At 62.8% G+C, this 12,685-nt stretch carries 12 protein-coding genes; 6 read left to right on the forward strand and 6 right to left on the reverse strand.

Annotated features, from left to right (window positions below):
* Positions 1–197: 197 nt before the first annotated feature.
* Complete coding sequence (locus tag ACWGTI_RS04900; protein WP_454586058.1) at positions 198–635, forward strand: VOC family protein; 438 nt, start codon at positions 198–200, stop codon at positions 633–635.
* A gap of 65 nt (positions 636–700) precedes the next feature.
* On the opposite strand, the gene ACWGTI_RS04905 is transcribed toward ACWGTI_RS04900, so the two are convergent.
* The 6 genes from ACWGTI_RS04905 to ACWGTI_RS04930 form a co-directional block, all read right to left on the reverse strand.
* Entirely contained in the window at positions 701–1,252 is a 552-nt protein-coding gene (locus tag ACWGTI_RS04905) for a hypothetical protein (protein ID WP_454586059.1), read from the reverse strand.
* 193 nt (positions 1,253–1,445) lie between these two features.
* Positions 1,446–3,071, reverse strand: coding sequence for a copper resistance CopC/CopD family protein (locus tag ACWGTI_RS04910; RefSeq protein ID WP_454586060.1), 1,626 nt, complete (start codon positions 3,069–3,071; stop codon positions 1,446–1,448).
* A 52-nt stretch (positions 3,072–3,123) separates the two neighbouring features.
* Entirely contained in the window at positions 3,124–3,642 is a 519-nt protein-coding gene (locus ACWGTI_RS04915) for a YcnI family copper-binding membrane protein (protein WP_454586061.1), read from the reverse strand.
* Positions 3,643–3,679: 37 nt separating this feature from the next.
* On the reverse strand, positions 3,680–4,216 hold the full coding sequence (locus ACWGTI_RS04920; RefSeq protein WP_454586062.1) for a copper chaperone PCu(A)C: 537 nt from the start codon (positions 4,214–4,216) through the stop codon (positions 3,680–3,682).
* Between the two features lie 97 nt (positions 4,217–4,313).
* Positions 4,314–4,670 carry a DUF2946 family protein gene (locus tag ACWGTI_RS04925; protein ID WP_454586063.1) on the reverse strand — a complete coding sequence of 119 codons (357 nt, stop codon included), beginning with the start codon at positions 4,668–4,670 and terminating at the stop codon, positions 4,314–4,316.
* A 224-nt stretch (positions 4,671–4,894) separates the two neighbouring features.
* On the reverse strand, positions 4,895–5,797 hold the full coding sequence (locus ACWGTI_RS04930) for a GntR family transcriptional regulator (protein WP_454586064.1): 903 nt from the start codon (positions 5,795–5,797) through the stop codon (positions 4,895–4,897).
* A 260-nt stretch (positions 5,798–6,057) separates the two neighbouring features.
* Here ACWGTI_RS04930 and ACWGTI_RS04935 point away from each other — a divergent pair, with 260 nt between their 5' ends.
* The 5 genes from ACWGTI_RS04935 to ACWGTI_RS04955 all read left to right on the forward strand — a co-directional run bounded on the left by ACWGTI_RS04935 (position 6,058) and on the right by ACWGTI_RS04955 (position 12,652).
* Positions 6,058–7,563, forward strand: coding sequence for a UxaA family hydrolase (locus ACWGTI_RS04935; protein WP_454586065.1), 1,506 nt, complete (start codon positions 6,058–6,060; stop codon positions 7,561–7,563).
* A 132-nt stretch (positions 7,564–7,695) separates the two neighbouring features.
* Positions 7,696–8,694, forward strand: a complete 999-nt coding sequence (locus tag ACWGTI_RS04940) for an aldo/keto reductase (protein WP_454586066.1) — start codon at positions 7,696–7,698, stop codon at positions 8,692–8,694.
* Positions 8,695–9,001: 307 nt separating this feature from the next.
* Entirely contained in the window at positions 9,002–9,997 is a 996-nt protein-coding gene (locus ACWGTI_RS04945) for a substrate-binding domain-containing protein (protein WP_454586067.1), read from the forward strand.
* A gap of 139 nt (positions 9,998–10,136) precedes the next feature.
* Positions 10,137–11,690: a sugar ABC transporter ATP-binding protein gene (locus ACWGTI_RS04950; protein ID WP_454586068.1), complete on the forward strand. Its 1,554-nt coding sequence runs from the start codon at positions 10,137–10,139 to the stop codon at positions 11,688–11,690.
* Complete coding sequence (locus ACWGTI_RS04955) at positions 11,687–12,652, forward strand: ABC transporter permease (protein ID WP_454586069.1); 966 nt, start codon at positions 11,687–11,689, stop codon at positions 12,650–12,652. Before ACWGTI_RS04950 ends, ACWGTI_RS04955 begins: the two co-directional genes overlap by 4 nt.
* Positions 12,653–12,685: the final 33 nt, after the last annotated feature.

Raw genomic sequence — 12,685 nt, forward strand, 5'->3', positions numbered from 1 at the left:
TCTTTTGTTGAGGCGCGTTTTGCGGGGATGCCCGTTCTGCGGCGATGATTGACGGGCCTTTCGCGCCGCGTCAACCGCTTCGCTGAATTGTGACGACCCGTGTTGCGTGAGACTTGAGGTCGAGCCGAGTCAGGAAGTGTCCGTTGGGAGGCCAGGTGACGCCTTGCCGATTGAACATACGGCGTTACGTTGGACATATGGCAGTCAAACGGATGGACAATGTAGGAATCGTCGTCGAGAACCTCGAAGAGACGATTGCCTTCTTTCGCGAGCTCGGCCTCGAGCTCGAAGGGCGGGCGACGATCGAAGGCGAATGGGCCGGACGTGTCACCGGACTGGTCGATCAGCGCGTCGAGATTGCCATGATGCGCACGCCGGACGGCCACAGCCGGCTTGAGCTCTCCCGTTTCCTCACCCCGCCTGTCGTCGCGGATCACCGCAACGCCCCGGTCAACGCTCTGGGCTACCTCCGCGCCATGTTTACCGTGGACGACATCGACGACACCCTTGAAAGGCTCCGCAAGCGGGGCGCGCAGCTCGTAGGCGAAGTCGTCCGTTACCAAGACGTGTATCGGCTCTGCTACATCCGTGGGCCTGAGGGGCATCTCATCGGGTTAGCCCAGGAACTCCGCTAACGCGTTGGGAGCTCGGCGCGGCTTCCCGGGAGCCAGGTTACGTTCCGGCGTTAGGTACTATACTCTTACCAGGGGCGAGGAATGCAGCTCTCCGGGCGGTACGTGGCCAGGACTGCGTCCATGGCTTTGCTGTATTCGGAAAAGTCTGGAATGAGCCCCAATTTTTTGGCCTGGGCGACGCATCTGTCGCCGGCAGCCGGGGAATTTGCCTGAGACAGGCAATCTTTCAACTTTGTCATTAAAACCTGAGGGGGAGGCCTGATTGAGCTATAACTGATCGAGCCTGAACGAATGGATACAACCGTGACATCGCCCTTGTTCCATCGAGCAGGGTCAAAGATGTAGTGAAGATTGGGCTTGCCAGGATGTTTTGACGCTGTCGCACCATAGATCGTCATGACAAGCACATTGGCAAATGATCGATCTCCAGGATCAACGTTCATATCCGAATCCGAAGCAGGCATCTCGAGCCTTGACCCAAGCTCTGAAAGGGCTTCGCCATCGCCTTCTCGCGCCAAGGGCCAAAGCACCGCCCACTGCTTTTTACATTGGTTTTTGAAGTAGGAATCTGCGGCAAACTTCAGACGCTCCTCACGGCTCAGACTTGGCTGCGTCAAGCTTGATTTACCTGTGAGATCGCATCCGCAGACAACCGAGAAGACCAGAAGACCGCAACACACTTTGACTATAGACCGGGTTGATACAACCATCTGTGGCACCGTCCCGATCCCGAACATCTCAAAGCATTAGTAACACCAATGAACTGCACAAGGCGACCCGCAACTTGTGCGGAAAACGAAAACATAGCCATCACTCAGCGCGAATATCGATCGGCGCCTCTATCTTCACTACCTCGAAATCCGAAACCAGAATATCGAGCCGCGCCGTCCAGCGGCCGGGAACCGGGATGACGAGATTGTCGACGCGCCATGTTCCGTCGCCGGGCTTGGTCGCCGGACGCTTTATCGGCTCGATGCCGGAATCGGGCTTGGACAGCACCAGCGTCACCTCCTTGGCGTCGAGCGGTCCGAAATCGCCGTCCATGATGACGATGGAGGCGGCAACTGGGCCGGTATGGCCGGGCGTGATATCGATATCGGCCATCGCCTTCAGTGTGTGGATATGGATCGACGCCGGCTGTGCCGCAGCGATGGCCAGCGCCCGTGGCGGCGGCGTGAAGCGCCAGCCCGCGGCAACGCCGAAGATCAGGAGCACGATCAGCATTTCGACCGAGATCGAACGGGTGAGCCGGCGCCGCACTTCCGTCGCGCCTGCCTCGGCGGAGGCGGTGAGCCGCCAGCGATTGACCGCCGCCAAGGTGAACAGAAACACCAGCAGCGCCAGCTTGATTACCAGCAGCCGGCCATAGGCGGTGTCGACCAGTGCCGCCGGTGCCTGCACCTGGATGATGGCGAGCACGACGCCGGCGGCGGCAAGCACTGCCACCACAGGCAGGATCGCGCGTGAAAATCGCCGCAGGAACACACCGGCCTCTGCCGATTGGCTCTTCAGCGCCAGGCCGAGCGGCAGCAGCGCTCCGGCCCAGAAGGCGATGCCGGTGCCGTGCAGGAACACCATCGGCCGCGTCAACCATTGCGGCTCGGCCGCACTGGCATGGCCGCTGGCGGCAAGAGCTACGCCCACACCGGCCAGTCCGGCGAGCGCCAGCGGCTTGGCGCCGGCGCGCGGCCCGGCGAGCGACAGCAAGCCAAGCCCGAGCGCTACCAGCCCGATCATCACCGTCCAACCAAAGCTGGTGGCGAGGCCGGTGCGCCAGATCAGCGGTTGCGCCAGCCGGGCGAGCGGCGCACCCAGCGCATCCAATCCCTGGAAACCAAGCGACAAGGGTGCCGCGACAAGGCCGCACAGGATGGCGGCAATGACGAAGCGCTGACCCCAGCGCACGCCTTGCGCCAGCCAGGTCAGCGCGAAGGCGCCGCCGACACCGAGGAAAAGGCCGATGTAGAGAAGAAGCTTGGCGATCCATATTGCCGACCGCAGATCCAGGTCGACGGCCTCCGCCACCGCCGGCGCCGCACTTGGGGCGCCGACGGAAAACAGCACGGAGCCGCCGACCGGATGGCCGTCGGCGGAAATCACGCGCCAGCTCAGCACATGTGTGCCCGGCCCGAGCGTTTGCGGATTGTCGATCGCGACCGTCTGGTCGTTGAGCCGGAACGAGGTCAGAGCAACAGGCGAGCCGTCGGGCCGCACCAAGGTCAGCACCAGCGGCGACACCGGCTCGCTGAAGGTCAGCGAAAACTGCGTCGGCGCCTGCTCCAGCACCGCCCCGTCGGCCGGCTCGGCCTTGATCAGCGCCGCATGGGCAAGGGCCTGGTTTGGCGTAGCGAGGACGGCAAGCAGCAGGATCGCAACCAGCAGGCCGAGGCACCTGCCGACTGTCCGCCCTATCCGCTGGAAACAGGCCACGCTCATGCCATCCACCAAACAGCGGCGCGCCGCTTCGAAGCAGCGCGCCACCAATGCATCACTTCTTGGGCAGCAGGTTGAGGCCGGGCGCCGGATCTTCCAGCGCATCCTCATCCTGACCAGCCGCCGGAATCTCTATCCAACGCGTAGTGGCGCCATCGCATTCCTGCACCACCGGAAAATAGAGTTTTTGACCGGCCGGCAGATCGGGGGCCAGCGTGCCGCGGAAGACAAACTCGTCATAAAATTCGTCAGGCAGGCTGCCGCCGCTCCAGTCGACCTCCTTCACGCCCGACGTCACCGCCTCGCCATAGAGCTGGTAGGACTTCTCGTATTTGCCCTTCTTGACCTGCAGCGTCCAGCCCGGCTTCGGCATCGGCTTCACCGCGATGACCCCTTCCGGTATCTGCACTCGCACGGCAGTCGTCGCCTTACCGTCGCAGCCATGCGGCACGCGCAGCACGGCCTTGTAGGTCGAGCCGACGGGCGCCTCCTGGGTTTCGAGCGTGATATGGGCGAAGGCGGCACTTGTCCCCAGGACGAGACATGCAGCGGCCGACAAAAGATACTTGTTCATGATGGTCCCTCTCGAAAAATCGCTTGGCAACAATTGGTCAGTCGTTGTCTTCCTGGGGCGGTGCGCTGCCGATGGCTTGCACGGCGAACTCGACGTTCACCGTTCCGGCCTTCTCGAAAGTGAGCGTGGCGGCAAACATCTGGCCCTCCTTGGGCGGCTGCTTCATATCCATGAACATGATGTGGTAGGCGCCGGGACCCAGCGTGACCTTGCCGCCCGCCGGGATTTCAAGGCCGCCCTCGACCGGGCGCATGGTCATGACGCCATCCTTCACCCCCATTTCATGCAGTTCGGCTTTTGCCGAGATATCGGAGGAAATCGACAGCAGCCGGTCCGGCGCGCTGCCCTTGTTGACGATGGTGAAGTAGCCGCCGGCGACCTTGGCGCCCGCCGGCGTGGCGCGCGACCAGGGATGCTCGATCTCGATGTCGCCGGCCTTGAATTCATGCGCAAGGACGGAATGGGCGCCGACGAACAACAAGGCGAAGGCGAAGACGGCGCCGCCAAGACGGCGCTCGAGTGTGCGGAGGAAATGCGTGCAGCGCGACGCGGTGGCACGAAGAAAACGGGACATGGCTAGGCTCCATGGATGTGAGGTCGCGCCGTTGCCGGTCGCAAACGATGTCGATCATTGGATGATTGTCGCTCGCGCAAGTTACGCGAGGCAGTTTTCAGACGGTAAGCGGCGGCGCGCGTGGATTGGCCGGAGAACGCTCGCGTGTGAAGTCCAGATGCCTGGCTACCGGAACGACAAAGGCGACCGATTCAAAGGACAGGCTGACCGGCCCTATGCCGACACCCGGTGGCGGCGCATAGGCAGCTGACACCATGCTGCAGCCAGGCATGCAGCATGCCGGCATATGCTGTGGGTGCGGATCGCCACCGGGACGCTTGACCGCCCCCTCATGGGTGCAGATGACATTGCCGAAGGCATCGAGTTGCGAGGCGCCCGGCGCCGCGCCGAAAGCGAACGCGCCGAGCGTCGACTGGAGCAGCAACACACAGGCCGCGACAAACGCGGCCGTCATGCTCCATCTCTTACGCCGGATGTTCAAAGACCTGCCTCTTCACGCAGCAACGGCAAATACCTAGCACGCGACTCGCAGCCGGAAAATCGCCAAATCATCGCTGCGGCAACGCGGCGCGTTCAATGCATGTCGCCCAAAAGCATGCCCTCGGGCTCGACCCGGGGGTGCGCAACGGTCTTGGGATAACGACTTGCATAGGCAAGACGCCTGGGCGCGTCGCGCGCTCAGGCAACGATGCGGCCGCCGATCTCCGGGATGGAGGTCAGCAGCGTGTGGCGCGCCGACTTCAGATGCTTGCGGCAGGCGACATCGACCTTGCCGAGATCGCGCGATTTCAGCGCCGCGATATAGGCGAGATGCTCGCCGACCGCGACTTCGTTGCGCTCGCGCTCCTGCGCCTTGTTCCACTGGTAGTGGTAGTGGAAGATCATGGCGATGACGTCATAGAAATCGACGATGAAGCGGTTGTGCGAGGCGCGGTGGATCAACCGGTGAAAACGCTCGTCGAGCTCGGAGAATTCGTTGAAGCGAGTGGCGATCTCGCTGGCCAGAAGCCGGTGCTCGTCCTCCAGCCGGTCGAGGTCGGCCCAGACCGGACTGTCCTGCGGCAAGGCGGCAAAGGCTGCCGCCGAGCGTATCTCGAACATTTCGCGGATTTCGGTCAGTTCCAGCGCAAAGGCTCGCGTAAAGCCCTTCAGGACCCAGTGGCTGTTGCGCCGTTTCTCGATCAGGCCGAAGCGGGAGAACCGGATCAGGAATTCGCGCACGCTGGTGGTGCCGACGCCGATCTCGCGCGCCAGCTCGAGCTCATTGATCTGCATGCCGGCCTCGGCGCCGCCGGCGAGCAGCCTGCGCATGAACGAGCGCTCGATGATCTGGGCCAGCGTGTCGGTTTCCTCCTCGGGGAAGAAATCATCCGGCTTCGGCGCCCTGAGCACTGTCTTGCTGCGTTTGTTCCACGCTATCAGCCCGGTCTCTTCCATGCGCGCCAGGATGGTGCGCACCGTGGTGCGGCTGACGCCGAGCATAGTGCCAAGCTCCGGTTCCGACGGCAGGCTCTGCGTTTCATCGAGCAGCCGCAGACCTCTGTTATAGGCGTCCTTGTAAACGTTGTTGCTCTTCGACATCCCTGCCCCGTTGCGCGCCGGCGCTTGCTGTGGCTGGCTTGAAGCGCGATATCACCATGTCCTCGCGCCTGACCCAGCAAAGCAAAACGCTGTGCGTGTCAGACGCGGCTTCCTACAACCCACGCGTCCATCGGATGCATGGTCTCTCCCCCTGAAAAAACAATTGACGCAAAAATGTTTTTTCCCGATAAAAGACATTATATGTAAACAGACGCGTGTCAATCCGCGCATCCCCCAGGAACAGACCCAGGAAACTGCCCGTGAACGCCTCGAACAGCATTCTTCTGTCCCCCGCCGACAATGTCGCGGTCGCCAATGGCCGCATCGAGATCGGCACCGCGCTTCCCGGCGGCGCCGTTGCCACGGCCTTGATCGAGCCCGGCCACAAGGTGGCGATCAAGCCTATCGCCGCCGGCGAGGCGGTGGTCAAGTATGCCCAGGCCATCGGCCGCGCCACGATAGACATCGCGCCCGGCGACCACGTCCATTCGCACAATCTGGTTTTCGAGAGCGGCCGCCTGCCGGTGGTGCCGCCAAGCGAGGCCGAACACGCGACGGAAGCCGACCGTATCAGAACCTTCATGGGCTATCGCCGCGCCGACGGCCGTGCCGGCACCCGCAACTTCATCGGCATCATAGCCAGCGTCAATTGCTCGGCTACCGTCTGCCACGCCATTGCCGATGAGGCCAATCGTGTGCTGTTGCCGAAATATCCGGGGATCGACGGCTTCGTGCCGATCGTCCACGGCCAGGGCTGCGGCATGAGCGGCACCGGTGACGGCATGATGGTGCTGCACCGCACGCTCGCTGGCTATACCCGCCATCCGAACTTCGGCGGCGTGCTGATGGTCGGCCTCGGCTGCGAGGTCAACCAGCTTACCCTTTACGGCCAGAAGGGTGCTGCGGCCGGAAAACGCCATTTCAACATCCAGGACGCCGGCGGGTCGCGCAAATCGGTGGAAAAGGCGATGGGCGTGCTGGCGGAAATCGCCGAGGAAGTCGGTACATTGCAGCGTGAGCCGATCCCGGTCAGCGAGATCGTCGTCGGTCTGCAATGCGGTGGCTCCGACGGTATGTCGGGCATCACGGCCAATCCGGCGCTGGGTGCGGCAGTCGACATCCTGGCCGGCGTTGGCGGCATCGGCATCCTGTCCGAAACCACGGAGATTTATGGCGCCGAGCATCTGCTCGCCTATCGCGCGGCGACGCCTGAAATCGCCGCCAAGCTCGACGGCTATATCAAATGGTGGGAAGAGCATGTCGCCAAGCATGGCGCGTCGATCGACAACAACCCTTCGCCCGGCAACAAGCGCGGCGGCCTGACCACCATTCTGGAAAAGTCGCTGGGCGCGGTCGCCAAGGGCGGCCAGACGCCTCTCAACGGCGTCTTCGGCTATGCCGAGAAGGTCACCGGCAGCGGCCTGGTGTTCATGGACACGCCAGGCTACGACCCCGTCTCGGCGACTGGCCAGGTGGCCGGCGGCGCCAATATCATCGTCTTCACCACCGGCCGCGGCTCCTGCTTCGGCTGCCGGCCGACGCCCTCGATCAAGGTCGCCACCAACTCGACCATGTATCACCAGATGGAAGAGGACATGGACGTCAATTGCGGCGTCATCGCTTCGGGTGAAAAGACCATCGCCGGCATGGGCCGCGAGCTCTTCGAGCTGATCGTCGAGACGGCGTCGGGCCGCAAGACCAAGAGCGAGGCGTTCGGCTACGGCGACAACGAATTCGTGCCGTGGCACCTCGGCGCCACGCTGTAAACACCGAAAAAACATGGGCCGCAAAAGACAGCCCGCAGAGCAATTCCAGTAAAAGTGTAATCGGTTTTCCGTCCGGAATTGCGTCAAAACAGTCCGCCGTTGAAATGGCGAAATGCATTGGGGAGGCTTCGGATGAACAAACGCCGCATCGGCACGACTGCGCTCGAGGTCACCGAGATAAGTTTTGGCGGTGCGGCGATCGGCGGTCTCTACCGGGCCTGCCCGCGCGAGGCGGCGATGGAAACGCTGCAGACCGCCTGGGAGGCCGGCCTGCGCTATTTCGACACCGCGCCCTTCTATGGCTTTGGCCTGTCGGAACGTCGGACCGGCGATTTCCTGCGCTACAAGCCGCGGGATTCCTATGTCTTGTCGACCAAGGTCGGACGGCTGTTCCGTCCCGTGCCGGAAGACCAGGTTCCCGATCACTCCTATGTCGACCCGCTGCCTTTCGCGCTCGACTACGACTATTCCTATGACGGTATCATGAGCTCGGTCGAGTTCTCCTACGCGCGGCTCGGGCTAAACCGGATAGACATCCTGTTTGTCCACGACATCGGCGCCTATACGCACGGCGTCGAGAAGACGAAGCTGCACTTTCGCCAGCTGATGGATGGCGGCCTGAAGGCACTGGAAGAGCTGAAATCGTCCGGCGTCATTTCCGCCTACGGGCTCGGCGTCAACGAGGTGCAAATCTGCCTCGACGTTCTGCGCGAAGCGCCGCTCGACTGCATCCTGCTCGCCAGCCGTTATTCGCTGCTCGACCGCTCGGCCGAGGCCGAGCTGCTGCCGCTTTGCCGTGAGCGCCAGACCTCGCTGATCATCGGCGGCGTCTTCAACTCCGGCATCCTGGCGACCGGGCCGGTGCATGGCGCCCATTTCGACTATGCGCCGGCGACGCAGGACATACTCGAGCGTGTCGGCGCGATGGAGAAAATCGCTGATGAGGGCGGCTATCCGCTGGCGGCGGCGGCGTTGCAGTTTCCACTGCACGAACCTGTCGTGGCCAGCGTGCTGACCGGAACGGCCAAAGCCGCCAATCTGACACGCAATCTCGACCTGTTCGACATCAAGGTGCCGCAAACGGAATTCGCCCGCTACGCTCCCTACACCATCGTGCAGGAGCTCGGCTGACGAAAAGCCACGATCACGCGATTCTCAAGAAAGAATGAACATTCCATATTGACTGAGTTGTGGAATTAATATTCCATGACGGTGATGGAGGATCGGGAGCGCCGGAACGTGCCACAGAGGATCGGTAAGGAGACTTTCTTCGCCGCTGAGCCATGTGCAGGCCGATGTGAAACACCGCTTGCGTCGGCTGGGTCGATGCACTATCAAAAAGCGGCAACTGTTTTTTATTGATAAAGTTCCGTTTGGGCCACGCCTATCCGAATGGAGCTTCCGTAACCTTCACCGGGCGATCTAGGGAGGATTCCTAATGAAATTCGTGACCAGCATTCTCAACCGCCGCTCACTTGTCGCGCTTGCAGCCGCCTCGATGCTTGCCGGCGCGCTGCACACGGCGCCGGCTTCGGCGGCGGATGTGACCATTCCGATCATCGTCAAGGACACCACGTCCTTCTATTGGCAGATCGTCCTGGCCGGCGCCCGCAAGGCCGGCAAGGATCTCGGCGTCAATGTGCCGGAGCTCGGCGCCCAGGCTGAAACCGACGTCAACGGCCAGATCTCGATCCTCGAGAACGCCGTCGCCGGCAACCCGGCCGCCGTCGTCATTGCGCCGACCGAAGCCAAGGCGCTCGGCAAGCCGATCGACGAGGCCGCGGCCAAGGTCAAGGTCATCGGCATCGACTCCGGCGCCGACTCCAAAGCCTTCACCTCGTTCCTGACCACCGACAACGTGCAGGGCGGCCGCGTCGCAGCTGACGGTCTCGCCGCCGCGATCGGCGCCGCCAACGGCGGCAAGGTCGAGGGCAAGGTTGCGCTGATCACCGCGCTTCCCGGCGCCGGCTCGCTCGAACAGCGCGCGCAGGGCTTCAAGGAACAGCTCAAGGCCAAATATCCCGGCCTCGAACTGATCGCCGACAAATACGCCGACGGCCAGGCTACCACCGGCCTCAACATCGCGACCGACCTGATCACTGCCAATCCTGACCTGAAGGGCATCTTCGCGTCAAACCTGATCATGGCGCAGGGCGTTGGCCAGGCGATCGCCGAGAACAACCTTGCCGGCAAGGTCGCGCTGATCGGTTTCGACAGCGACGAGAAGCTGATCAAGTTCCTCAATGACGGCGTCATCTCCGGCCTCGTCGTCCAGGATCCCTACCGGATGGGCTATGACGGCATCAAGACCGCGCTCGCGGCGTCCAAGGGTGAGAACGTCGAGGCCAATGTCGACACCGGCGCCAATCTGGTTACCAAGGACAATATGAAGGATCCGAAGATCGACGCGCTGCTCAACCCGAAGCTCAACTAAGCAGCTCGACAAGTATCGTTTCCGGGGCTTCGCGGCCCCGGAAACATCCCTCACCGGCCCCATAGAGGCCGGCCGAATGCCTTGACGATGCCCCGCATCGCTGCGTGCCCAACCGCAAGACCAATCTGGGAGGATTGTCATGACGTCGACGGCGCAGGAACTGCACCCGGCCCCAACGCTGGAACCCGGCAGGACGATCCTCGAACTGCATGGGCTGGAAAAGCGCTATCCCGGCACGCATGCGCTGAAGCCGGTGCACCTTGCTTTCAAGGCCGGTGAGATCCACGCTATCGTCGGCGAGAACGGCGCCGGAAAATCGACCCTCATCAAGCTTCTGACCGGCGTCATGCCGCGCACCTCCGGCGATGTCATCTGGGAGGGCAAGCCGGCAGCGCTCGCTACGCCACATGAGGCGATGGCGCTCGGTATCAATGCCGTGCACCAGGAAGTGGTGCTCTGCCGCCACCTCACCGTCGCCGCCAACATGTTCCTCGGCGAGGAGAATTCGCGCTTCGGCATCCTGCAGCAGCGCGCCATGGTCAGGGAAGCGCAGGAGATCATCGACGGCCTCGGCTTCGATCTGCCGGCGCATGTCATGCTGGGTGACCTCACCATCGGTCAGCAGCAGCTGATCGCCGCCGCCCGCGCCACCGTTCGCGGCACAAAATTCCTGATCTTCGACGAGCCGACCGCCTACCTCACCCGCAAGGAGGCCGACCAGCTGTTCACGCTGATCCGCCGGCTTAAGGGAGAAGGCGTCACCATCATCTATATCAGCCATCGCATGGAAGAGGTCTTCGAGCTCGCCGACCGCGTCTCCGTGCTGCGCGACGGCACGCTGGTAGGCACCCGCAACATTGCCGAGACCAACGACGCCGAGCTGGTCAAGCTGATGATCAACCGCTCGATCGAGCAGGTCTACCACAAGGAGCATTTTTCCCCGGGCGCTGCGATCGTCGAGACGAGGAACCTGTCGGGCAAAGGCTTCGAGAATGTCTCCATGACTGTGCGCGCGGGCGAGATCGTCGGGCTCTACGGCCTGATCGGTGCCGGCCGCAGCGAGTTCGTCACCACGCTCTATGGCCGCCACAAGAAGTCGGCCGGCGAGGTCCTGTGGCAAGGCAAGCCGGTCCACATCAATTCCGAGCATGACGCGATAAAACTCGGCATGGCGCTGGCGCCGGAAAGCCGCCGCGACCAGGGCTTGTGCCTGAACCTGCCGGTCGGGATGAACCTCAATCTGCCGATCTACAAACGCATCTCCAGCAACCTGTTGATCTCCGGCGCGAAGGAGAAGGCCGAGGCTGACCGCCAGATCGCCGACCTCAGGATCAAGACGCCGACGCGTCATGCGCTGGCGTCCAGCCTGTCGGGCGGCAACCAGCAGAAGATCGTCATCGGCAAATGGCTGGCGCACGGCGCCAAGCTGTTCATCTTCGACGAGCCGACGGTCGGCGTCGATGTCGGCACCAAGGCCGAGATCTACCGTCTGTTCGGCGCGCTGCTGTCGAAGGGCGCCGGCATCATCCTGATCTCGTCCTATCTGCCGGAAGTCTATGAACTGGCCGACACGCTGCACGTGTTCCGGCGCGGCAAGCTTGTCGCCACGCACGGCTTCCGCACCGCCGACCACGAGGAAATTCTCACACAGGCGCTCGCCGAGAAACAAGAAAAGCTGGGAGGACAGACATGAGCACCGAAGCAGCCGCTGTCGAAAGACCGAAACGCAATTACAACGCCTTGTTCGGACTGACGCTGCTGGCGCTGCTGGTTCTGCTATGGGTTGTCCTGTCGCTGGCGACGTCAAGCTTCGCCTCAGCCAACAACATCTCAAACCTTTTGCGTCAGGGTTCGATGATCGCCATTTTGGCTGTCGGCCAGACCTTCGTCATCATCACCGGCGGCATCGATCTGTCTGTCGGCGCGGTGGTCGGCTTCGCCACCGTCATCGCCGCGATGTTGATCAATGCCGGCGTCCCGGTCTTCCTCGCCGTTCTGCTCACCCTGCTGGTCGGCGTCGCCATCGGCCTGTTCCACGGCTTCGGCATCGTCAAGATGGGCCTGCCGCCCTTCATCATCACGCTGGCGACGCTGACCTCGCTGCGCGGTATTGGCCTGTTGATGACCAACGGCAACTCGATCTCGATCAACAACGACCCATTCCAGGAGTTCTCGCGCAACTCCTTCCTCGGCGTCCCCAACCTGTTCTGGATGGTGATCCTGGTCGGCATCCCGGCCTACATCTTCCTGCATCACAGCCGCTGGGGCCGCTATCTCTTTTCGGTCGGCTCCAATGCCGAGGCCTCGCGCCTGTCCGGCGTCAACGTCCAGCGCACGATCTTCATGGCCTACACCCTGTCGGGCCTGTGCGCGGCATTCGTCGGCGTGCTGCTCGCCTCGCGCATCGGCATCGGCAACCCGACCCAGGCCGAGGGCTGGGAGCTGCAGGCGATCGCTTCGTCAGTGATCGGCGGCACCTCGCTGTTCGGCGCCGTCGGCTCGGTGCACGGACCGCTGCTCGGCGCCTTCATCCTCGCCACCATCAACAACGGCGCCAACCTGCTCAACGTCAACGCCTTCTGGCAGCGCATCATCACCGGCGTGCTGATCATCGTCATCGTCTACTTCGACGGCCTGCGCCGTCGCGGCAAATAATCCTCCCTGACTGCGCCGGTCCGCTCGACGGAC

The organism is Mesorhizobium sp. ArgA1, from assembly GCF_053714375.1.

Coding starts and splice junctions, on each gene's coding strand:
- ACWGTI_RS04945 (WP_454586067.1), top strand. CDS start 9,002: ATGAAATTCGTGACCAGCATTCTCAACCGCCGCTCACTTGTCGCGCTT.
- ACWGTI_RS04955 (WP_454586069.1), top strand. CDS start 11,687: ATGAGCACCGAAGCAGCCGCTGTCGAAAGACCGAAACGCAATTACAAC.
- ACWGTI_RS04910 (WP_454586060.1), bottom strand. CDS start 3,071: ATGAGCGTGGCCTGTTTCCAGCGGATAGGGCGGACAGTCGGCAGGTGC.
- ACWGTI_RS04900 (WP_454586058.1), top strand. CDS start 198: ATGGCAGTCAAACGGATGGACAATGTAGGAATCGTCGTCGAGAACCTC.
- ACWGTI_RS04940 (WP_454586066.1), top strand. CDS start 7,696: ATGAACAAACGCCGCATCGGCACGACTGCGCTCGAGGTCACCGAGATA.
- ACWGTI_RS04920 (WP_454586062.1), bottom strand. CDS start 4,216: ATGTCCCGTTTTCTTCGTGCCACCGCGTCGCGCTGCACGCATTTCCTC.
- ACWGTI_RS04930 (WP_454586064.1), bottom strand. CDS start 5,797: ATGTCGAAGAGCAACAACGTTTACAAGGACGCCTATAACAGAGGTCTG.
- ACWGTI_RS04915 (WP_454586061.1), bottom strand. CDS start 3,642: ATGAACAAGTATCTTTTGTCGGCCGCTGCATGTCTCGTCCTGGGGACA.
- ACWGTI_RS04950 (WP_454586068.1), top strand. CDS start 10,137: ATGACGTCGACGGCGCAGGAACTGCACCCGGCCCCAACGCTGGAACCC.
- ACWGTI_RS04925 (WP_454586063.1), bottom strand. CDS start 4,670: ATGACGGCCGCGTTTGTCGCGGCCTGTGTGTTGCTGCTCCAGTCGACG.